The following is a 22,352-nucleotide window of genomic DNA, read 5'->3' on the forward strand; positions in this document are numbered from 1 at the left end:
TTGGTTGAGACCTTTTGACCATGAGCAGTCCGGGTGGTCGTAAAACGGAAAAGAAGCATCGTAGCCCAATTAGGGTTACGATGCTTTTAAGCGTTGGAGTACTATGCCGCATGAAGGTTGAAGACTATTTGATCGCAGGCAATTGCTTACTTTCTCGAATGAGGGAGAAATAGTCATCCGCTCGAACCACTTCAAATTCTCCTCCCAGCTCTTCGGTGATTGCAAGTGCATCGGATGGAGTCATGCTCCAGGCAAGCAATCCAAGAGAAACGAACAACGGCGATTTCCCATCCCAGTTCGATTTTGCTTCATTGAGCACCTGTAACCCATCCTGTGCCGTACTTATCCCGCGAATCGTAGAGACGGGCAGACTCTTGCCAACGATTTCAACCCCATACTTATCTTCATAACTAATGAATAGACCTGGCGAATGATAGTCCTTCTCGTAAGCGCTTGCTTTAAATGGGGTGAGTGGTATATTTTCGCTGTCTTCCCGGTTTAAAACATACGAGATCGTCATGCCAGTCTTTTTGAGGTATTTTTCGGTTTGTTGCAAAAATTGCCGGAAGCTCGAATCAGGCCATGCACCTGGATAGAAATATCCCGCACCGGATGGTCCGGCAATCAGCAGATCATTGGCAGTCGCCGTATTTACATAATGATTCAATATCGCTGGTGCGCCCTCATAGAGAAGCGGGCTTGACGTCCAGTTGAGTGGAACTTTGCCTCGCGCCGGATCGTCCCACATCACTCGCATGCGATGCTGGTTGTACTGAAAATTATCGCCTTCGGTGAAGGTATACGTTACATAAATTTTGTTCTCCAACTGGGGACGTGGAGCTTTTTTGACTGGCTTGAACTTCGGCTCGGTTCCCGAGAACACAGTCAGATTACTGAACCAGTCGGCAGCGAGTACGTAAACGCCGTAACGGGAGGCAATCTCAACGGAGCTGAATTCACCTTCCACATCATTGCTGAACCAGCCCAGGTAGGGAGTTCCCGATTTTACATCAGACATGATTTTTTCAAATAGAGCTTTTTGCTCAGGTACATTGGAGTCAAGCCAAAACACCATCGCTTTGTTGGCAACCGCATAGTCTCGTAAATAACCATAGGGTTCACGCTGCTCTGCAGAGAGAGGACGGATATTCCCAGCGGATACCTTATACTGGTTCCACATGTCCACTTCAGCCGTCAGTTCATTCGTTCCGGCAGGAGGACTGAATTCATACACAAAATAATTGCCATTATCAGCGAATCGATGACCGCCTTGACCCTCAGCAACCTTGGAATTCTGTCTGTCATACAGAAATGCTTCTTCTTCGGGGGTGCCTGCAACAAAGTTTGCAATAACTTTGCCATCTGCCTTCACTGTAACTTCATGCACGGCGGGTCCCCAGCCATCCTGAGTAATGGCGTCATCAAACCGAAGGTATACCTCGGAATTGCCAAGTAGGGAAGAGAGGTCAAGGGAGTATGTGTCTCGGTTGCTGGCATCACGTACGGGCTGCTCTTCCTCAGCAATGGTCACAAAGGACTCCGGGAGGCCGGATGGGATTCGAATCGCTGTATCCGGAGCGAGTCCGACTAACATCTGGTGGGTCGTTTTCTTCCACAGATTCTCATATTGCCAGGTATAAGCATCAAGCCGGCTGCTGAACTTCCCCTGCAGATCATCAAGGATTTTCAGTTTATATGGGGCTTTGGATAATTGGGCAGCAAGCTCTGGACTGGCAACAACTGCATCTTTCAGACCAGCCAGCGTGGTGGCCACATTAATTGAATCAGGCAACTTCGGGTCATACACAATCATGCCTTTGATATCGTTGCGGTATGCCGAGAATACTTCCCAGTAGTCCTGATGAAGCGTATAGGGCACATTGAGATCATTGAGCCAGGTCATTTTACCTTCTTCCTGGGATTCGATCAGATAAATCCGTGGTTGTTTCCTGTTAACGATCCCCTGCAGCGTTGCAAAGAGCAATTTGATATCACCTGGCGCATCATAGATATCAGCAGCATCCAGATGTTTCGGCTTCTTGAAACGGGGTAGTTCCCGGTTTGCTTTGGAATCCACAGGCTTTGTGGTTTGAACCGCGGTTTCCGAAGCAGACGCCGCTCCAGCAGTTAAGGAAAAAGCACATAGAAAGGCTAAACAGACCATCTTGAATCTACGAGCCATGGCGATCTCACTCCTTGTTTGTAGTCAGAAATAAGAGCATGTGCATCCCTCAGTTATCTCATCCTCCTTTTGCGGCCGAAAGCCAGACACACACTTCATTTCAAGATATATTAAATATATTCATATATGTTATTGCAAGGGTTTCGACAAAACTTCCTATTTTTTTTAAGGGGAAGCGACATTCCAATCCTGATTTTTACCTGGAAGAGTTGTAGTATACTGCGGTTAAGTTCAGCTTGTTTATTGCGCTTGCTTATGAAAGGATATATTATATATCTCAAATATTACGAATGAATTGGTGATGTGATCCGAATGAGTACAAACGAACGAATTCCGTTGTATCAGCAAATCCAGGACTATGTCAGACATATTATTACTACAGAAAAGATGAAACCCGGCGATCGCATACCGACAGAAAAGGAACTGATGGATCAGTTCCAGGTCAGCAAAATCACCGTGGCCAATGCCTTGACCGGATTAGCGAATGAAAAGTTGATCGACAGGGTGCCTGGCAAGGGGAGTTTTGTGGCGGAAGAAAACGATATCGCAGTTGCGCCGCGAGCAACGACGATTGCATCGAAGGGAAGAGAAGGTTCACTAGCCACCGGGATGGTCGGTGTAGTTATGCCTTCAATCCATGATTACTTTGCCATCAGACTTGTTGAGGGAATTGAACAGGCCCTTGGCGAAAAAGGTTATCGCAGCATGGTCATGTTTACACAAGGCAGGCTGGATAAAGAAAAGGATGCCATCAAGGAACTGAAGGCACTTGGCGCTGAAGGGCTGTTAATTTTTCCTGTCGATGAGGAAAACTATAACGAGGAGATCCTTGGCATGAAGCTTTCCGGTTTTCCTTTTGTACTGATCGACCGCTATTTGCCTGGTGTCGAGACAAACTATATTGCGGCGGATGGACGACGCGGTACAAAACTGGCCGTAGAGCATCTATGGGAGCTTGGGCACCGCGATATCGCCATCTGTTCGGATTCGCCACTGCAAACTGTCACGGTTCAGGAGCGGATCGAAGGTTATATTGAGGCATTGAAAGGCAAAGGTTCGTTAATTAATCCGGCCCATATGATTACAGATTTCCAACCTTTAAGTGTGCTAAAAGATGCGGAATCCCACCCCTTGTACAGGTATATTGTGAACCGCATGGTCACGGCATACATTTCGCTCAACGGAAGGCTTGGAGTGCAGATTTATCAAATGGCGAAGCAAGCAGGGCTTCGGGTACCTGAAGATGTATCCATCGTAAGCTTCGACGATCCCACATCCATTGTGGAGGAATTCAGCATTTTCACCCATGTGAATCAGTTTGAACGAGATATGGGATACCAGGCTGCGGTTAAATTACTTGAAGTGCTGCATGGGCATGAAGAAACGAAAGGTTATAGTAAAATACTGATTGAACCTGAACTTATGATACGCCAGACCACTGGCAAAGCTCCTCAAACCTGATATGGATGCACATGAGAACCTTCTCCGTCAATGACGGGAAGGTTTTTTATTTTATAAAAAACATATTGAATATATTCAATCCATATATTATAGTCTAGAAAATGATGGATAATCATACAACACAGTCCAAACCAATCTCACAAGGGGGTTAGAATGTGTCCCGAGACCGAAAGGAAGAGCGCACCGGATTTCAGGAATCAGCTCCGTATCATCCCGACTATGATTTGCAGACTGACTTTGTAATGGTTTATGGCATCGACGAATCCATGCCGGAACGTATCAAGCAGTGGAAAGACAAAGGATATATTGTGCATCTCATGACCGGGGTTGCCTGGGGAGAATACAACGATTACCTTGATGGCGAGGTAGATGGTATACCCCACTGGGATGAGGCTCAGACGGATCGTCACCAGCAGATGATTCTTCATGGGAATAAACCGGTTATTCCGTACATGGTACCGACCATTTCGTTCGGGCGTTATCTCGCCGAGCGCATTCGAATTGCTGTAGATGCTGGTGTTGAGGCTATCCATCTGGAAGAGCCTGAATTCTGGGTGAATGGTGGGTATTCCGAAGCTTTTAAGAGGGAATGGCAATTGTATTACAAGGAATCCTGGATTCCGCCGCATGCATCGCCGGATGCCCAATATCGAGCGTCCAAATTAAAAGCCTATTTATATACCCGGGCCCTTGATCGGTTATGTGCCGAGATGAAGGATTATGCACTGCAGCGATATGGCCGTGTCCTCCGCTTCTACGTTCCAACACACAGTCTCATCAATTACACGCAGTGGCGAATCGTCAGTCCGCAATCCCAACTTGTTGAGCTGGCTTCCATTGATGGATACATAGCACAGATCTGGACAGGGACATCGCGTACAGCCAATGTGTATGAAGGGGTTCGCAAGGAACGTACATTTGAAACCGCTTACCTTGAATATGGCGTGATGCAGGAACTGGTACGCGGAACCGACAGACGCATGTGGTTTCTGCATGATCCGATCGAGGATAATCCGAATTACACCTGGGCGGATTATAAACAGAACTATCTAAAGACGGTTGTCGCCTCGCTTCTGCATCCCGGGGTTGCCCATTACGAAGTCGCGCCATGGCCGCGAAGGATCTTTCAAGGGACTTCCCCTACGGAAGAAGGTTCCGGCAAGGAGAGAATCCCCGCAGACTATGCAACAACGCTGCTTCAGGTCATGCATACGCTGGGTAACCTGGACCAGAATGTGACCGAAACGGATAAGAATCCGCTGCAGGTTGGTGTTCTTATTGCCGATTCAGCGATGTTTCAGCGAATGAAGCCGGACCCAGAGGCGCCTAATCCAGGAAAGTATGATGGAACAGATCCTGAAGGGTTTCAAGAAGAGGGAGATACCGAACTGCTTGATTTCTCTCCTTTTTATGGTCTTGCGCTTCCACTGCTAAAACACGGCGTGCCGGTTCGTCCCCTTTTACTAGATAATGTGCGGCGGTATCCGGGTTATCTTGCGCCCTACGATGTGCTTGTCCTGAGCTATGAGTTTATCAAGCCGCAGTATCCGGATGTTCATTATGTGCTGGCACAGTGGGTGCAGGATGGCGGGGCGCTGATTTACGTTGGCGATGACAGTGACCCCTATCATGATATTCGCGCGTGGTGGAATCTGGATCAGGAAGAGGGAAGGTCTGGAACCAAGTATCATTCCCCGCGTGAGCATTTGTTCGAGCAGATTGGTCTGAAGGAGAAAGTGGGCGGCGTCCACCGGATAGGCAAGGGAGGGATGGTCTGGCTGAACGAACACCCTGCCGAATTTACACGATCCAGGGCAGGAGCTGATCGCCTTCGTCAATCGGTTCAAGATATCATTGCCGAGCTTAACCCACCAGCGATCCAGTGGCACCCGAGACCGTATTTCCAAATCAGGCGCGGCCCTTACATTATCGCATCTGCTTTGAATGAGTCGGTAAGCGAAGAATTCCTGGTCATACCCGGCCCGGTGGTGGATTTGTTCGATTCGAAGCTCTCTGTACTAAGCCAGGTGGTTCTGAAACCTGGAGAACATGCGCTGCTCTATGATGTTGAGGCAGGACGTCCAACGAATGGAGAGGTTTCCCTTATCGCGGCTTCCTCCCGAATCGAATCTTTGTCCGAATCGGGTGCAGGTTTTCAATTTTCGGCGAAAGGACCTGCCCGTCTGCAAGCAACCGCACGGCTGTATTGCAAGGTGAAGCCTGTATCTGTCCATTACATTGTTCAAGGTCAAGCGGTATCCGCAGCTTGGGAATGGGATCCGGATTCTCAGACCGTGCTTGTTCAATACGAGCATGGGATTGAAAACCATGCAGAGGTACATGTGAGATGGTCTTCCTGATTTCTTAGCCCTATCACCGTAACAGAGAGGAGCAACGAACATGCCATACGAACCGATCAGACCGGAACGATTAAGGCAGATGTTAAACAAACTTCGAGAAGAAATTTATAAGCCGATTACCGAGTTGGAAGTAAAGGCGTGGGTTACGCCAGAGCCCGTATCCTATGAATCACGGATGTCGGGAACGGAAGTTACGCTCCATCCAGGAGAACGCTGGGGAGAGCTATGGGACTGTGCCTGGTTCCGTTTCACAGGCAAAACCCCATCCCATAAACTCAGCAGTCATGAGAGCATCGTTCTTTTGTTGGACGTCAGTGGCGAACTATGTCTTGTCGACCATGAAGGAACGCCAGTACAGGGGTTGACGACTATTAACTCCGAATTTGACTTCTCCTTGGGCTTGCCTGGCAAGCGAGTCGTTCAGCTCTGTGAGGCAAGTATCAGCGGAGATGAAATCGAAGTATGGGCAGAAGCAGGCAATAACGATTTGTTTGGCAAGTATCAGGGCGGTTCTCTGAGAGAGGCTGTTATCGCAGTCTGCCGGGAAGACATTCGCAGTTTGTACTACGACACCGAGGTTCTATTGGAGACGGCAGAACATCTCCCACAAGGAACAGCCCGCAAGGAAAGGATCTACCAGACACTCTATGAAGTGTCCTTGCAGCTGACCGAATTCTCGGAAGAGCGTATCCGACTGGCGAAGAGACAAACGCATGAACAGCTCAGTCTTCAAGGGGGAGATCCGGTCTTAACCCTAAGTGCTGTAGGTCATGCACATATTGATTTGGCCTGGTTATGGCCGATTCGTGAAACAATCCGTAAAGGGGCTAGAACGTTCTCGACCGCGCTTCGCATGATGGAACGTTATCCGGACTATGTGTTTGGAGCGAGTCAGCCCCAGCTGTACGAATGGATGAAGCAGCATTATCCCAAGTTATATGAGCAGATCAAGGAACGAGTGCGGGAAGGAAGATGGGAGCCGCAGGGAGCCATGTGGGTGGAATCGGATACGAATGTGCCGGGCGGAGAATCCCTTGTACGGCAGATTCTGTATGGTAAACGTTATTTTCAACAAGAGTTCGGGTTGGAGATGAAATCCCTTTGGATGCCTGACGTATTTGGTTATTCGGCAAGCTTGCCTCAATTATTGAAGAAATCCGGAGTCGATTATATGATGACCCAGAAACTCTCCTGGAGTGAGTACAATCGGCATCCCCATCATTCATTTATGTGGGAAGGAATTGATGGATCAGCGGTATTAACACATATGCCTCCGGAGGATACGTACAACAGCCCCGCAGCACCCCGTTCTATTGTCAAAGCTGAGCAGGAATATCTGGACAAAAATGTTTCCGGACACGCGCTGATGCTCTTCGGAATAGGGGATGGGGGAGGAGGACCGGGTGAAGAGCATCTGGAACGGCTCGAACGGACCAAGAACCTGCTCGGCTTGTCTCCCGTTATACAGGAGCCTTCATGGACATTTTTTGAAAAGCTCAATGAAGAACGAGAGAAATTCCAGACGTGGCGCGGGGAGCTGTATCTGGAAAAGCATCAGGGTACCTTGACGAGTCAGGCGCGAAGCAAGCGGTATAACCGGAAAATGGAGAAAGCGCTGCGTGAATTGGAATTTGCATCCGTTCTGGCGGCAGCCCAGTTAGGTTACTCGTATCCCTCTGATCTGTTTGAAACCATCTGGAAGGAAGTCTTGTTGTACCAATTTCACGATATCCTTCCAGGGTCGTCCATCAAGCGGGTATACGATGAATCACTAATCAGGTATGAAGACCTGTTCAACCAAACAGAGAACATGATTGCAGATACTTACAGCCGTTTGGCAGATCAGATGGCTCTAGGGGAGAAGTTGCCATCCGCAGCTGCAGTGGTGTTTAATTCATTACCTTGGGAGCGACAGGAATGGCTTGATATTGAAGGCCGGTGGATGAAGGTTCAGGTTCCATCCATGGGGTACACGGTTGTACCTGATTATTCGAACCAGAGCAGTATAGATGAGTCCGGAGCCTGTATGGAACAGGAATCAGGGATACTGGATTCAGAGTTACATGTAAATGTGGAAGAACGCTTCATCGAAAGCGACTCCTTCTTCGTGAAATTTGATCTGAATGGTACCATTCTCTCGATCCTGGATAAAGCAGAAGCACGAGAAGTCATTCCACAAGGACAACAGGGAAATAAACTCAGTGTGTATCATGATGAAGGAGATGCATGGGATTTCAGCCATGATTATGCAGAGTTGGCCGGTGTGCCGCTAACATTGCATGAAATTCGTGAACTTCGTGAAGGGCCCAGGATAGGACTGATCTTCCAATACAACTATGGCGAATCCAAGTTGACTCAGAGCGTTATTCTTACTCAGGGCAGCCGGAGAATCGATTTTGCAACCAAGGTGGATTGGCGAGAAAACGCCAAGATGCTGCGTACGTCCTTCCCGGTGAATGTTCGCACAGATCTGGTGCATTGTGAGATCCAGTTTGGCAGTCTGTCCAGACCGACCCACCGGAATACCATGTGGGATTTTGCGAAGGATGAGATCTGCGCACATCAGTGGATCGATATATCTGAGCCCGATTACGGTGTGGCTTTACTCAATGATTGCAAGTACGGTCACAGAGCCTTTGATAACGTGCTTGACCTGAACCTGCTGCGCAGCAGCTCGTATCCGGATCCGGAAGCAGATCGTGCTGAACACGAATTCACTTACTCGTTATATCCGCATCAAGGGAATCACGTTCAAGCCGAGATCTATCGAAGAGGCAATGAACTGAACATCCCTTTGCGTGTTGTGGCGTTACCCTCGGTAGGGGATAAACAGGATGGAAATCTGCCTTTCTCAAAATCATTTCTGCAACCGGACCATACACACGTCATGGTGGAGTCCATCAAAAAGGCTGAAGATGGTGACGAGGTCATCGTTCGGCTGTATGAAACGTCTGGAACACATGCTCATACGGTTATTCACCTTGGATTCGATATCGCTGAGGCCTGGGAAGCTGATCTGATGGAGAACATCATATCGCCAATTCCGATGACAGATCCATCCCAAATTTCGCTATCGTTTACTCCATTTGAGATCATTACTCTGCGTTTGAAGTTGTTACAGGTACAGCAAAGGTAGCGTATGCCCTTCATGTTGAGAAAGGAGAGGTGGGAATGTGATCAAGCCAAGAGCAACCAACAATCGATTGATGAAGCGAATCTGGCAGCATAAACTTTTTTATTTGTTCATGCTGCCAGGTATTGTCTGGTTTTTTCTTTTCTCTTACGTCCCGTTGTACGGAATCCAGGTTGCCTTCCGGGACTACAACTTTATGGGTGGATTTACCGGAAGCCCATGGGCAGGTTTCAAGTATTTTGAACAGTTCTTCAATTACTATCAATCCGGTGACATCATCCGCAATACGATCATCATCAGTCTTATGAAGCTGCTGATCGGTTTTCCGATGCCCATTATTCTTGCACTCCTGTTAAATGAAGTACGCATGATCCGATTTAAGAAGACGGTTCAGACGTTATCCTACTTGCCTTATTTCGTATCCTGGATCGTCGTGGTCACGCTGATGCAGAGGCTGTTGACACCCTATGGCGGACCAGTCAATGACTTCATGGGAACGATGGGGGCAGAATCAATCCAGTTTTTGAACAATCCAACCTGGTTCTATCAACTGATTGTTGGATCGGACATCTGGAAGAACATCGGCTGGAACTCCATTATCTTCATGGCTGCCATCGCAGGGATCGATCAGCAGCTCTATGAGGCTGCCAAGATTGATGGTGCAGGACGTTTCAGACAGATGTGGCATGTGACACTTCCAGGCATTCGCAGTGTGGCGATCCTCTTGTTCATTCTTGCCGTAGGCAGCTTGATGAGTGCAGGATACGAACAGCTGCTTCTTCTGAATGGACCTGCTACCGCGAGCATTGGGAGCGTACTGGATGTTCATGCCATTAACTCCGGGATTCGTGAAGGGCGCCTCAGTTATGCCGCAGCTGTTGGGTTATTCCAAAGCGTTATAGGACTTATTCTGGTACTGACCGTCAATCGCATTGCCCGCAAAGTCAGTGATGTATCCCTGTTCTAAGGAGGTGACGATATGGAACGAAAATGGTCTGTATTCTCAGTGTTCAACTATACTTTTCTTGCGTTGGTCGGTTTCTCCATGATCTACCCGTTTATTTATATTTTGGCCTACTCATTAAATGAAGGTAAGGACTCGATGCAGGGGGCAATTTATTTTTCACCCCGAAAATTCACGTTGGAGAACTATGCCGAGGTATTTGATAATGCACGCATCTGGAAGGCATACCAAATTACCCTCATGCGCACCGTGCTGGGTACGTTCCTGCATGTGATATTGTGTACCCTTATGGCTTATGCGCTTTCCAAAAAAACATTGCCTGGCCGTTCCTTTTTTACCTTTTACATCTTTTTGCCCACGATTTTCAGTGCGGGTTTCATTCCGTTCTTCATAACACTTCAAAAACTGCATCTGATCAATACCTTTTGGGTGTACGTTTTGCCTCTGTTATTCAATTTCATGCACATCATCATTATTCGGACGTTTCTGCAAGGCATCCCGGAGGAATTGGAGGAGTCTGCCCGTATTGACGGCTATGGCGATTTCCAGATCTTCTTGAGGATCATCCTGCCTCTTTCAGGGCCTGTGCTCGCAACCATTTCGCTATTTATCGGCGTAGCGCATTGGAATGACTGGTTCTCTGGTGCCTACTACGTATCCAACAAAAATCTGATCCCCGTGCAGACCTTGCTGCAAGAAATGCTCACGGAAGCAGAAGCATTATCCAATTCCATGCAGCGGGCAGCGCAGCAAGGTGGCCAGACGGTAGGTGGAGTCGGAGGAGCTGGAGCAACACCGGAATCCATGCGCATGGCACTGCTTGTTATTACGGTTTTTCCAATCCTGTGCATTTATCCGTTTCTTCAACGCTATTTTGTCAAAGGGGTCATGATCGGTTCGGTTAAAGGTTAATCATTTCGATTTAACGATTCTATCTATCAGGCTTAACCTTGATTCATTGATATCCATATCCAGGAGGCGATTGGTGTGAATAGGATTTGGTCGAAAGGCATGTCCGTATTACTCGTATCCATTATGGCTGGAAGTTTGCTGAGCGGTTGTATGAATTCATCAGGGAACGGAGAAGGCGACGGAGAGGGTGGCGGAAACACGCTGAAAATATTGCATAATTGGAATGGTTCGGGCGGATCGGATAATGGAATTACCCCTATAGAGGAAGTCATTAAGGAAAAGACCGGAGTGACGCTGGAATGGGAATATACCAAAGGCAGTGAGACCGAGAAGGTGAATCAGATCTTTGCCACGCAGGATTTGCCTGATATCTATACCGGACCGGCTTGGGGAGGGGAGCTTGATGGGATCATCAAAGCTGCCAAAGAAGGTCAGTTAGTCGATCTATCCGATAAGTTGGACAATTATCCCAATCTCGCCAAGTCGATCGCGGAAGAAAACGTGCCGCCAGCATTATATGAAAAAGCGATCAATGCATATGACGGCAAAAAGTATTTGCTTTTGCAGAATCAGCCCGCTACAAACGAAGACGGTATCGATTGGCTCTACGGGTTCTATGTACGCAAGGACATTGCCGAAAAGGTAGGTGTGGACCCGCAGTCGGTGGTAACGAAAGAGGATTTTTATGCCTTTCTCAAAAAAATAAAAGACGCCAACCTGCAGGAAAACGGGCAGCCTGTATTTCCACTGGGCGGATTCAGTAACGGTTGGGCAGTAGGTATCGGCAATACGATGTTCTATTCTGGAGCAAGTTACGTAGACAAAGGCGATGGTTCGTTAGAGCACAGCTTCTTCACGCCAGGTTATGAAGAATACATGCTGTTCTATCGTAAACTGTTGGCAGAAGGCCTGCTCGATCCGGATGTATTTACCCAAACAGACCCCATCGCCAAAGAAAAGATTAATCAAGGCCGTATTGCGATCCTCGCCGCACATTATCCGGCCATCCTGGATGCTTCGAAGGAATATGTCACCTCTCATCCCGGAAGCGATTACATTCCGGTTGGTCCGTTAGAGCGTGCTGATGTGGATCCGAATCGCCCTGTGGACCTTGGCATTCAAGGCAACAATGTAACAGTTATCACCAAAAGCTGCCAAGGTGCATGTGTGGATGCCGCACTTAAGTTTCTGGACTACATGGCTTCTGACGAAGGCTTTATGCTGGCCAGATATGGGGTGCAAGGCGTTCACTGGGATATGAAGGATGGCAAACCTGTAGCCAATCAGGAATGGTTTGAAAAATTTGCAGCGGATCAATCCGGTAAAGTTCGCAAGAGTGTAGGTATTGGCATTGGTCTGGAATCCCTAACCGGACTTGATCGCATCAACTCATATGCCGGCGGAGATATCTGGGCAGACCAGGACAGACTGGATGCCATGGATCATGCTCGTAAAATCCTTCGTCCAAATGGTATTCAGGTTATTACCGCTTATAATCCGGGGGATGTCATCACGAACGCACCTGAATGGGAAATGTTGAAGCCTTCCATGGACCGGATGGGAGATGCCTGGAAGGAAGCTGTTTTTGCAAAATCGGATGAAGCTGCCATGAGCATTATTAACGAATTGAGGGATCAATTGAGGAATACCGGATACGATCAAGCCATGCAGTTTACCAATGAAAATCTGAAAGGAAAAGACGTGGTGACCGTCCAGATGCCGAACTGATTTTGCTAACACTTAAAGCTAACGTGAGAGAATCCATGGGCTTTGTATTGCCCTGCCAGAAAGGCAAACAAAGCCCTAATGGATGAGTAGAGTGACGACCTGCAGAAGTTTAACGTGCGTATACATTTTAATATTCAGTGCTGAATAGCCAATAAATTTATATATGAAGGAGATGTAACATCATGACAACAAGTTTCAGGCCCCCAGCGGTGCCGCTGGTTACGGTCGACCCATATTTTAGCGTATGGTCCACAGCCGATCATCTCTATGAAGAACACACTCGGCACTGGACCAACAAAACTCAAGGCATGGTAGGCATGGCAGTGATTGATGGGAAAATCAGAAGATTTATGGGGAAAGTGGATTCACTTGATCATTCTGCGGATGTGGGGGGAAATGCCACACTTGTACAGACGAATCTGACCGTCGAACCTGTGACGACTCGTTACACGTTTGAAGGGGAAGGCATTGAGCTTCAGGTTGAATTTACCACGCCGCTGTTACTGGATGATCTTGAGGTGTTATCCAGACCCGTGACGTATGTTACATTCCTTGCTCGTGCAATCGATGGCCTAGAACACCATTTGAAGATTTATTTTGATGTAACAGGTGAATGGTGTGTGAACACACCAGAGCAGCAAGTGACCTGGTCTTCTTCTGTAATCGACCAACAATTGCATGCATTGACTATGGGAACGGTTGAACAGCCCCTATTGAAGCTTGCTGGCGATGATACAAGAATAGACTGGGGATATATGTATCTGGCGGTTCCCCTGTCCCCCCACAGCCAATCGGTTGTTCAATCCGTATCAAGTCGTGAGCAATATGCACGAACAGGGGCGTTGAAAGTAGAAGAGGATGAGAATAAACCAAGGGCAGTATCAGATAATATGCCAGTCATGGCAACCGAGATGGATATGGGTCTTGTCCATGAAGAAACGGTTTCCGGTTATCTGATGTTAGCGTATGATGACATTCACTCGATTGAATATTTTCATCAACCATTGAACGCCTATTGGAAAAAAGATGGAATGACCTTTTATGACATGCTGATGATGGCAGCACAGCAGTATGAAGAGATCAGGAAGAGATGCGACAGCTTTAATCGTGAACTTCTGCAGGAAAGTCAGGAGGCGGGCGGCGCTTCTTATCGAGACATTCTGGCGCTCACTTATCGTCAAGCCATTGCTGCGCATAAGCTGGTTGTTGATGAAGCGGGCGAAGTTTTATTTTTCTCCAAGGAAAACTTCAGTAATGGCTGCATTGCCACGGTGGATGTAAGCTACCCGTCGATTCCGCTGTTTCTGAAATATAATCCTGAATTGGTCAAAGGCATGATGCGTCCCATCTATAAATATGCCAAGAGCAGTGAGTGGTCGTTTGATTTTGCGCCCCATGACGTCGGGACATACCCCAAAGCGAACGGGCAAGTATACGGGGGGAACAAGCTGGAGTACCAGATGCCGATCGAAGAATGTGGCAACATGCTGCTGATGGCGGCGGCGGTTAGCAAATATGAGAAGCATGCTGAATTTGCGCGTGAGTATTGGGAACTTCTGACGAAATGGGCGTCTTATCTGCTACAGCATGGTCTGGATCCGGACAATCAGCTGTGCACCGATGATTTCGCAGGCCATCTAGCACATAACGCCAATCTTTCGATCAAAGCGATATTGGGCATTGCTGCCTACGCATATATGTGTGATCAGCTTGAGATGAAGACAGAAGGAGCTGTATACCGAGAATCCGCTGCAAAGATGGCCAAGGAGTGGGTGTCCATGGCGGATGCCGATGATCACTATAAGCTGACGTTTGACAGCTCCAACGAATCATGGAGTTTGAAGTACAATCTGGTGTGGGATCGTCTGTTAGGCTTCAATCTGTTCCCAAAAGAAATTGCTGTGAAAGAACTCAATTATTACGCACGTCAACAAAATCGATACGGAACGCCACTGGATAGCCGGGATACGTATACCAAATCCGATTGGCTAGTATGGTGTGCCTCCATGAGCGAAACACAAGAGCAGTTTGAACAAATGATTTTGCCACTATGGCAATTCATGAATGAAACAACAAGTCGTGTGCCAGTAACCGACTGGTACGATACCCTAACCGGTAAACAGCTGAACTTTCAGAATCGATCCGTTGTTGGGGGATTTTTTATTCATCTATTAAAATAATTCCTTTTTCACAGAGATATGCCCTCTCAAGGTAAAGTTAACAAGGGTTGACGTATCTTCATTTGGGAACTGATGGAATAATGTAACGAATCGGAATCTCCGAGGAGGCATTATGAAATTCCGTTCCCTTTTTTTTTGTGGAGATTATAGGGTTGTCCAATTAACGAAGACAATTACTGAATATATGTCCAGAGAGAAAGTACGAATTCATACAAAAAATAAAACGAAAACCCGAGCAGAAGAATGCCTGCTGCAATGGAAACCCAATGGATCATTCGTCGGCTCATCACTTTGCGTGTGATGGAAACCAGAGAGATCAGACCCAGGTCGTGGATCAGAATACCGCACAGCACCCCACAAGCCGCTATAGCGAAGCTTTCCTTCCCGGCTGAACGATAGGAATCAGACAGAACCGCTCCGAATACGGAAACCCAAAAGATCAGATTACCTGGGGAGATGGCTACAAGCAGGCCGTTACGGTACGTTTTCCAAAATGATTTTCTTACCTTCTCGTCCGCTGGCGTGATATCCTGGTCTGCATTTCTGATCGAGTCATAACCAAGATAGGCAAGAAAAGCGGCTCCAACAAGCCATAGAGGAATCTGCACATAAGGCAGGGAGAGGATGGAGGCGAATCCAAAATACATGGCAAGGATCAATGCTGTATCCAGAGTCATTCCACCCAAACCAACCGCCCAGCCGTGAATGAAGCCATTCTTCAAGCCCTGTTTGGTCATCTCTACGGTGATGGCTCCGACTGGCATGGCGATAGCTAGTCCAATCAGAACATATTTAATATACAGTTCCATGTCCATAATCATTTCCCTTTCCTGAATCCGGTTAATGAGACGCTCCTCCTAATATCTGCAGAGTACAGCTTATTCGGAGGAGGCCTCTTTTAGGACAAGGAAGGGTAAACTTCTATTCCTGAATCTTCTCCGCTTGAAGAGCACGAAGAAAAGGACACCGAGAAGGGGAGGTATCATCATCTCTAAGAAAGTACTGCTTATACTCGAGATTTTCCTGCGATCCATACTGTTTTAATTCAGGATGAGCGGGTACAGCATCGTATTCGGCAAGTCGTTCACGAATCTTGGGCCCGATGGCAGCAGCTTTCTTGGGGTGAGCATTCCACTGGTCAAGTACCCAGCGAGGTGTCATAGCGAGCATAAAGTATGGGAAACTCCGGCTCTGCCTGTTGGTGTGAGCAGGTGTCCCGCAGTAGACGAAATAACGCTCATCGTCATAACAGAACTCCCATAAGGGATTCTCCGGGTTCTCCGGTATATCTTCCGGCCATGGCTTTACATCCAAATCACTGACCTGGCTTAACAATTCCCAAAAAAACGCTTCATACTCCAAAACCGTTCTTGCTGTATCCCTTAATTCAAGAAAGAGAATCAATGAAGAATATTCACCAAATGAACGCGAGGCCCGCCCGTATTCCGAAATGATCTCCGCGAGTTTGCGATCGGCGGGCTGGTGATCAGAGCCAGAAACAAAACCATACCGGAGATGCCCCATGGCGAAAGCCTGCGTCGCCGGAATGCAAGGGAAACGTGCTTCCCGATCACTCATTTTGGAGGCAAACAAGCGGTAGGCCTCCTTTTTCCATGCTTCCAGAGGAGCATCGACGTTCTCCAGTTCGGAATGTTGATACAAAAGCGACATGAACAGTCCTCCTTTTACCTATAGGATATCGTCCAGAGGCAAAATGGTGACTGTCCCACATCACTTCGCTATGATAGGCGGGGGAATACCATTCAGTAATTTAGAAGTCGCCCACCGTCATGCCATTGACCAACCATTTTGTTGTCTCTTGTGTGTGTAATGAATTTATCCAATCTGTGATTAAACGTTGCGGGCTGATTCCTAACGCTCTGGATTGTGTCGATGCGCACTCTTGTATATAAAGCGGGAAAAGCCATGAAATTCTCATAAGTCTGTGCATCCTCTTTGAGCCGGATCTCAATATCCTCAGGAATGTGGAAAGTCTCAATTTCCATGTTTGGCAGCACGCGTCTTCCTTCATCTCTCATGAATCCCAGCTTTTCAAGACGCCTTACCCGTTCTTTGTTCAATTCAGTCCAGGAGCTGTTATGGCTTCGGGGTGACAGTCTCTGTGCAAGCTCTGTATTCGAAATTTTCTTCTTCAGCCCATCAATCCAACCAAAGCAAAGGGATTCTTCCACGACGTCCAAATAAAATAGCGTACCTGGCTTTGGAGTCATGCTTACAATAACCCAGCACGAAGTTTCAGTTCTGCAGTGGGTCTGCAGCCACGATCTTAAGTCTTCTCTTGAGTTTACAGAGAGTAAATTCTGAATTTCCATTGTGCGACTGCTCCAATCCTGACGTTCCTGATTCGTTGTTGATTTAATTGAACTGCACAGGTTGCTGATACCAAAACAGACAATAGTCGTTCATGACGGATGCATGCCCCAATTGACGCAGCATTGTAGATACATTTCCCCTGTGATAGGTACCGTGATTCACCACATGCAGCAGCATGTTGGACAACGTTGTTTCGCAGATGCCAGCGTATGGATTATCAAGTATGATGGTTTGCTCCAAATCGGTTTGAGACTGTATCCACTGCTGGTATCGTTCTGCCAATTCGGCGTAGGTGTCCATGTACTCTTCGACGGTAAGGAATGTTTTTCCGTTCAATGGCATGCACTCTTGCAGTGCTTCACCCATTGCCATACCTGATAGAACGAGATACCACATCTGATCTACTGCGTAGATATGGCTTAGGGCATGGGCGATGGTGGGGAAAGAGCTGTTCAATTCCTGACTTAGTACAGAAGAGGGCAATTCCTTGATTCTGCCCAGGATGGTTTGGTTGGCCCACGTGTGGTAACTCAGCATTTCCATTGAAACATTTGTCATTTAAAATATCTCCTTTTGTACTACGATGATTTTTGTTTTTGAATCTGTTGTGATTATAAAAAAAGAAGTATGACAACAGAGTGTCATACTTCTTCGTATAGCAAAATGGCTTGCTGCAGCTGTTCTTTCAAAATCCCTCGAAGTTCTCGCGGCTTAATCACTTCAACTCCACTGCCCAAACCCAGCAGAAATGAGCGAAGCCATCTTGCCTGTAGGGGTTGGTATACGGAAATTTGCATGGTCATGCTTCCGTCCTCGTTAAATTGCTTTTCTGCCTGATGAAAATGGTCAAGTGCTTCTGCTAATGCTTCAGGTGCAACCCGAAAGACAACGTCACTTATCTGATTTTTCCATTCCTCATTTCGCCAAGAACTCTCTTTTGGCAGCTCACTATGCGGTTGGAAAGAAGCTTGCGTCAGCGAGAGATTCATTATACGAGATAGACGGAATTCCCGGTAATCCTGGCGTACACGGCAGAAACCATATACGTACCAATTTCGATATTTAAAATAAAGCATTACCGGTTCCAACTCACGGCTTGTGCGTTCATTCTGATTGTTAATGTAATCAAAACGGACAACGATATGCTTCGTGATCCCCGACCGTAGCTCACGAAGCGCATGGTGGTCCGTACGATGGGTCTCCAAGTCCACCGTCAAGGTGGGTGTCTCCTGCTCAGACCCAACCGTTTGCAGACGTTCAATCGTGCCCTGTGCTCGCTCATCCTCAAATATAGTGGAGAGACTGCGCAGAACCGTAATCAGAGAGTGAACATCGTACGAACCGAGCAGACTTTTGTCCATTTTGTATCCGTCCATCATGCCATACCCGCCGTTCATTCCCTGATAGGAAACTACAGGAAAGCCAGCGGCACAGATCACGTCGATGTCCCGATATATGGTTCTTGGGGATACCTGAAACTCTTCGGCCAGCATGGAAGCAGAGACAACTTCGTTGTTCAGCAGCTTGTAGATCATAGAGATTAATCGTTCCAATTTCATGAGTAAGGACCGCCTTATTCAACGTTTTTATTCATTATCGTTGGTCGTTATTATATCACAAGTGATTGCTTAACAATAATAAAATAATAAAATTCAATAATAATTTATTGTAAAACGATAAATAATATGATAAATTCAAATCACTTAAAACAAGTGAGGTGCTTTTTGTGAAACGAGGTTCAACATTCTTTCTGAAAATCGCTGTTCTGCTTATTGGGCTTCCCATTCTGGCGTTGTGCATCTTCGGCATACCTTGGTTAGCGAATCATCCGGTGAATCCGAATTATGCCGGTTCGCTATATCCTATTGTGATCATGATGTATATCTCCGTCATACCGTTTATCATTGCGCTGTTCCAGTCATTCCGTCTTCTGAGCTATATCGATAAGAACGAAGCCTTTTCTTCATTCTCAGTCAGATCTTTAAAAATCATAAAATATTGTGCTATTGTAATTAGTAGCCTATATCTCGTGATGCTGCCGTTCGTTTTTCTGGTCGCAGATAAGGATGATGCGCCAGGGCTTATTATTGTCGGAATGGTTCCCATCTTTGCTTCGCTGGTCATTGCAGTGTTTTCCGCTGTTCTCCAAAGACTGTTACAGGAAGCCATTGATATTAAATCCGAAAATGACCTAGTGGTTTGAGGTGAAGACATGGCTATTATAATCAATATTGACGTGATGCTGGCTAAGCGGAAAATGACAGTTACCGAACTTGCGGAGAGAGTTGAGATTACGATCGCCAATATTTCCATATTGAAGAACGGGAAGGCGAAAGCGATACGTTTGTCCACTTTGGAGGCAATTTGCAAAGCGCTGGATTGTCAGCCCGGAGATCTATTGGAATATAGAGCGGATGAAGACGAAGACGCCATTGAGCAGTCTTGATATACCCTTACTATCACCCGTTACTTTCAGCCATTCTTTAAGAAGGAAGTAAATATGTCACCATAGGGTGTGTTTATGTTTGCGGATAGAACAAAATGAATAAATCTTCATTCAGATGAACCAGCAAAAAAACGAACTTATTCCTGTCATGGAGTAAGTTCGTTTTGGGTTTCTAATGAATGAGTTCATACCATTGAGCCCATTCCTGTTTGTTGATTTTTTGTACGGGCTTAACTTGATTAGTCTTTGTATTATATCTAAACAGAATCAGTTGATCAGAGGGATACTCACTAATGTAATCCAGAATGTTCCCGTTTTTCTGCCATAGAACAAGATTTGTACTTATATAATTGGTCGTTCTCGGGAGAAAGTGGAAGCTGTCTTTACTTGGATTATATATGGCTAACGAGCTTTTTTCAGTGTTTCCAAATGAAATGGCGATCTCATCTCTTTTGGGTGACCAATGATAGGAGGCAATGGTTTCAATGGTTTGATTTCTTTCCTCCTGCAGATGATCATTCAACACCATAAACTTCCCGGTTTTAACATTCACAAGAATAAGGGTTTTGCCCGCACTCCGCTCAGTATGAATTGCTATCCAAGTCTTCGACCGGGAAACATCCATACTGATAATATCCAACAGTTGATCATCGAATTTCCCCGTATTTATGATGTATGCTTGCTCTCCTACGGCGACCTTAATGGATTCAATCACGTTTTGTTCGAATGAAGCCTGATCAGGTTTATTCACCACGTCTGCTTCTAAGATAACATTCATTCCCGTCCAAACTATTTTATTCGCACTGACCTTCTTATTAAATTGGTTGGCGCTTGGGTAAATGGACGAATCAACGACCTTGTGTTCAACTGAACTTTTAACAGCGGTCTTCGAGACTGATTGTTGTGGGACACTCAACATGGATAATGAACTGAGCAGGATAGCACTTGATAAAAGAATATGCGTATATTTCATGATTACATCTCCTTATTGATTGGAGGAATGTAGTGAAGCCGATCCTCTGAAATGGCTGACTCTAGAGATAAACGCCAAAAGGGTCTGTAATGTTTATAATGAAATAAAAAATTCTGCACAGAGAATAGCACATTGTTATTAGTTCTACTCTTAGTTTTTCTTTCTATTCTTATCTGACAATGAATACGTGGCTATCAAAACCGCAATAAAAACGACGAGTAGAATGGTATTAGACGGTACCGTTTTGACGATGTAATCTTGAACCAATAGAACAATGATGGATATGGCTAAGATAGCTCTCATGATTCGAGCGGATGAACGGTCCGGATCCTTGGAATGTTGGGATATCAGATACATGACATACCACAGCCCAAGAAATAAGAATATAGAACCTGTAATGATGATTGCAAACATGTAAGAACACCTTTCAAGGAGCGATTTCGTTAAACGATTCGTTCAGAATACTTATTAAAATCAGATGCTTACCGATTCCTGAGTTGAGATTGCTTTTTCGATGGCGAGAGACAAACGCACATCCTTAAGAGCTTCGGTCAGGGGATAAAAAGAGATATTCTCTCTTACGAAAGCAGACATGCGCGTCAAAATTTCAACCATGGCCAGCTCTTCATCGGAAAACGGGGCAGAAGAGAAGGGATTACGGTACAGGCACTCTTGTCCTGCGCGTAACTCACGAAGGGCGAGGGGTCCCAGACTTCCTTCCATGCCGCTCTGAATTCGGTGGATGGAGTATGTATCATACGCATCGGTTCCCAAGCTGATCGTGACTTCGTTGTCCCGGATCTCCCCGTGGGACCCGCGAATCAGAACCCGGTTTTGACGAAGGGGCGAGAAGTATTGAGAACGGGTAAAGTCAAGCACAGCACTCTTGCCGTTATGGAAAGACAACATGGCGATCTCTTGAACTTCATTCTCGATTCGATCCTGGACTTGTCGACCGCGATAAGGTACTTCCAGAATCGGATGTTCGAAGCGGCGGCCGACAATTTCGCAGCTGATATCCGTGAGTGACAACCAGTTACGTATCAGACTGATCCCATGATAACCGTGTGCTACGGATGCTTGAACATGATGAACCTGACCCAGTTTCCCTGACTGGATCAGGGACATTCGAGCGAGCTGATGCGGCAGCAGGGGATACTGTTCTGCAATCTGGATCTGACTGTTTTTCTCGGCAAAAGAGGACATGGTCCTCAAGCTTTCTTCATCAAAGGCCGGCGGTGTTTCAACCAAGAGAGGAACCTGTAGTGCTACAAGTTCTTCAAGGACGGCAGGAACGGATGTTTTGGACACAGCAACCAAAAGAAAATCACAATGACGGGCCATCTCATACGATGACTCGTACAGGGTGACGTCCCAACTTTTGGCAGCCTCCACATATTTGGACGGATTACGCACAACTATTCCGCTGATTTTGAATACATGGGGGAGCTGCTTCGCGATCCGCAGATAAGCTTCGGCTCTCCAGCCAAATCCTATAATCCCAAAGCTGATTGGTTTACTCAAAAAAATCTCCTCACTTCTCATGCTTCTACTGAAAGAAATATGTATGTGTATTTCCTGTATTTTCTACTCAAGGATACCACGTAGCTGAGCATTTAAAACGAAAGAATTGGAAAAAAGCAGGTGCAACCCGAATATTTAAAAGAACCTGAACGGAT

General features: G+C 46.5%; 17 protein-coding genes. 9 read left to right on the forward strand and 8 right to left on the reverse strand.

Annotated elements, in window-relative coordinates; translation table 11 throughout:
• Positions 1-124: 124 nt before the first annotated feature.
• Entirely contained in the window at positions 125-2,182 is a 2,058-nt protein-coding gene (locus F4V51_RS13835) for a GxGYxYP domain-containing protein (RefSeq protein WP_153978416.1), read from the reverse strand.
• A gap of 312 nt (positions 2,183-2,494) precedes the next feature.
• On the opposite strand from F4V51_RS13835, the gene F4V51_RS13840 reads away from it, so the two are divergent.
• The 7 genes from F4V51_RS13840 (at position 2,495) to F4V51_RS13870 (ending at position 14,920) form a co-directional block, all read left to right on the forward strand.
• Positions 2,495-3,643, forward strand: coding sequence for a GntR family transcriptional regulator (locus F4V51_RS13840; protein WP_153978417.1), 1,149 nt, complete (start codon positions 2,495-2,497; stop codon positions 3,641-3,643).
• A 155-nt stretch (positions 3,644-3,798) separates the two neighbouring features.
• A complete protein-coding gene (locus F4V51_RS13845; protein WP_153978418.1) occupies positions 3,799-6,003 on the forward strand; it encodes a hypothetical protein in 2,205 nt (734 codons plus the stop codon).
• A gap of 40 nt (positions 6,004-6,043) precedes the next feature.
• A complete protein-coding gene (locus F4V51_RS13850; protein ID WP_153978419.1) occupies positions 6,044-9,139 on the forward strand; it encodes an alpha-mannosidase in 3,096 nt (1,031 codons plus the stop codon).
• A gap of 37 nt (positions 9,140-9,176) precedes the next feature.
• Positions 9,177-10,103 (forward strand): ABC transporter permease, encoded by a 927-nt coding sequence (locus tag F4V51_RS13855; RefSeq protein WP_153978420.1) that lies wholly within the window; start codon positions 9,177-9,179, stop codon positions 10,101-10,103.
• A 12-nt stretch (positions 10,104-10,115) separates the two neighbouring features.
• The gene (locus tag F4V51_RS13860) at positions 10,116-11,012 is read left to right on the forward strand and encodes a carbohydrate ABC transporter permease (protein ID WP_153978421.1); all 897 of its coding nucleotides are present in this window, start codon (positions 10,116-10,118) and stop codon (positions 11,010-11,012) included.
• 75 nt (positions 11,013-11,087) lie between these two features.
• Positions 11,088-12,740, forward strand: a complete 1,653-nt coding sequence (locus F4V51_RS13865) for an extracellular solute-binding protein (protein WP_153978422.1) — start codon at positions 11,088-11,090, stop codon at positions 12,738-12,740.
• Positions 12,741-12,922: 182 nt separating this feature from the next.
• On the forward strand, positions 12,923-14,920 hold the full coding sequence (locus F4V51_RS13870; RefSeq protein WP_153978423.1) for a glutaminase family protein: 1,998 nt from the start codon (positions 12,923-12,925) through the stop codon (positions 14,918-14,920).
• Between the two features lie 173 nt (positions 14,921-15,093).
• On the opposite strand, the gene F4V51_RS13875 is transcribed toward F4V51_RS13870, so the two are convergent.
• The 5 genes from F4V51_RS13875 to F4V51_RS13895 form a co-directional block, all read right to left on the reverse strand.
• Positions 15,094-15,729 (reverse strand): LysE family translocator, encoded by a 636-nt coding sequence (locus tag F4V51_RS13875; RefSeq protein ID WP_153980698.1) that lies wholly within the window; start codon positions 15,727-15,729, stop codon positions 15,094-15,096.
• 112 nt (positions 15,730-15,841) lie between these two features.
• The gene (locus F4V51_RS13880; RefSeq protein ID WP_153978424.1) at positions 15,842-16,591 is read right to left on the reverse strand and encodes a YqcI/YcgG family protein; all 750 of its coding nucleotides are present in this window, start codon (positions 16,589-16,591) and stop codon (positions 15,842-15,844) included.
• A gap of 92 nt (positions 16,592-16,683) precedes the next feature.
• Positions 16,684-17,253, reverse strand: a complete 570-nt coding sequence (locus F4V51_RS13885; protein WP_153978425.1) for a YdeI/OmpD-associated family protein — start codon at positions 17,251-17,253, stop codon at positions 16,684-16,686.
• 43 nt (positions 17,254-17,296) lie between these two features.
• Positions 17,297-17,812 carry a DinB family protein gene (locus tag F4V51_RS13890; RefSeq protein WP_153978426.1) on the reverse strand — a complete coding sequence of 172 codons (516 nt, stop codon included), beginning with the start codon at positions 17,810-17,812 and terminating at the stop codon, positions 17,297-17,299.
• Positions 17,813-17,895: 83 nt separating this feature from the next.
• Complete coding sequence (locus tag F4V51_RS13895) at positions 17,896-18,813, reverse strand: helix-turn-helix transcriptional regulator (protein ID WP_153978427.1); 918 nt, start codon at positions 18,811-18,813, stop codon at positions 17,896-17,898.
• 167 nt (positions 18,814-18,980) lie between these two features.
• Here F4V51_RS13895 and F4V51_RS13900 point away from each other — a divergent pair, with 167 nt between their 5' ends.
• Together F4V51_RS13900 and F4V51_RS13905 are read left to right on the forward strand one after the other, a co-directional pair.
• Positions 18,981-19,457, forward strand: a complete 477-nt coding sequence (locus tag F4V51_RS13900) for a DUF2975 domain-containing protein (RefSeq protein WP_153978428.1) — start codon at positions 18,981-18,983, stop codon at positions 19,455-19,457.
• Positions 19,458-19,466: 9 nt separating this feature from the next.
• Complete coding sequence (locus tag F4V51_RS13905; protein ID WP_095358150.1) at positions 19,467-19,700, forward strand: helix-turn-helix domain-containing protein; 234 nt, start codon at positions 19,467-19,469, stop codon at positions 19,698-19,700.
• Between the two features lie 172 nt (positions 19,701-19,872).
• On the opposite strand, the gene F4V51_RS13910 is transcribed toward F4V51_RS13905, so the two are convergent.
• Complete coding sequence (locus tag F4V51_RS13910; RefSeq protein ID WP_153978429.1) at positions 19,873-20,673, reverse strand: hypothetical protein; 801 nt, start codon at positions 20,671-20,673, stop codon at positions 19,873-19,875.
• Positions 20,674-21,147: 474 nt separating this feature from the next.
• Positions 21,148-22,197 carry a Gfo/Idh/MocA family protein gene (locus F4V51_RS13915; RefSeq protein ID WP_162009934.1) on the reverse strand — a complete coding sequence of 350 codons (1,050 nt, stop codon included), beginning with the start codon at positions 22,195-22,197 and terminating at the stop codon, positions 21,148-21,150.
• Between the last annotated feature and the right edge of the window lie 155 nt (positions 22,198-22,352).

Source organism: Paenibacillus xylanilyticus (assembly GCF_009664365.1).
Taxonomy (GTDB): domain Bacteria; phylum Bacillota; class Bacilli; order Paenibacillales; family Paenibacillaceae; genus Paenibacillus; species Paenibacillus xylanilyticus_A.

What these genes read in the sequence shown, in the direction of transcription:
- F4V51_RS13895 (WP_153978427.1), bottom strand. Translation starts at nt 18,813, where the DNA reads ATGAAATTGGAACGATTAATCTCTATGATCTACAAGCTGCTGAACAAC.
- F4V51_RS13885 (WP_153978425.1), bottom strand. Translation starts at nt 17,253, where the DNA reads ATGGAAATTCAGAATTTACTCTCTGTAAACTCAAGAGAAGACTTAAGA.
- F4V51_RS13840 (WP_153978417.1), top strand. Translation starts at nt 2,495, where the DNA reads ATGAGTACAAACGAACGAATTCCGTTGTATCAGCAAATCCAGGACTAT.
- F4V51_RS13835 (WP_153978416.1), bottom strand. Translation starts at nt 2,182, where the DNA reads ATGGCTCGTAGATTCAAGATGGTCTGTTTAGCCTTTCTATGTGCTTTT.
- F4V51_RS13910 (WP_153978429.1), bottom strand. Translation starts at nt 20,673, where the DNA reads ATGAAATATACGCATATTCTTTTATCAAGTGCTATCCTGCTCAGTTCA.
- F4V51_RS13875 (WP_153980698.1), bottom strand. Translation starts at nt 15,729, where the DNA reads ATGGAACTGTATATTAAATATGTTCTGATTGGACTAGCTATCGCCATG.
- F4V51_RS13850 (WP_153978419.1), top strand. Translation starts at nt 6,044, where the DNA reads ATGCCATACGAACCGATCAGACCGGAACGATTAAGGCAGATGTTAAAC.
- F4V51_RS13890 (WP_153978426.1), bottom strand. Translation starts at nt 17,812, where the DNA reads ATGACAAATGTTTCAATGGAAATGCTGAGTTACCACACGTGGGCCAAC.
- F4V51_RS13880 (WP_153978424.1), bottom strand. Translation starts at nt 16,591, where the DNA reads ATGTCGCTTTTGTATCAACATTCCGAACTGGAGAACGTCGATGCTCCT.
- F4V51_RS13870 (WP_153978423.1), top strand. Translation starts at nt 12,923, where the DNA reads ATGACAACAAGTTTCAGGCCCCCAGCGGTGCCGCTGGTTACGGTCGAC.
- F4V51_RS13860 (WP_153978421.1), top strand. Translation starts at nt 10,116, where the DNA reads ATGGAACGAAAATGGTCTGTATTCTCAGTGTTCAACTATACTTTTCTT.
- F4V51_RS13905 (WP_095358150.1), top strand. Translation starts at nt 19,467, where the DNA reads ATGGCTATTATAATCAATATTGACGTGATGCTGGCTAAGCGGAAAATG.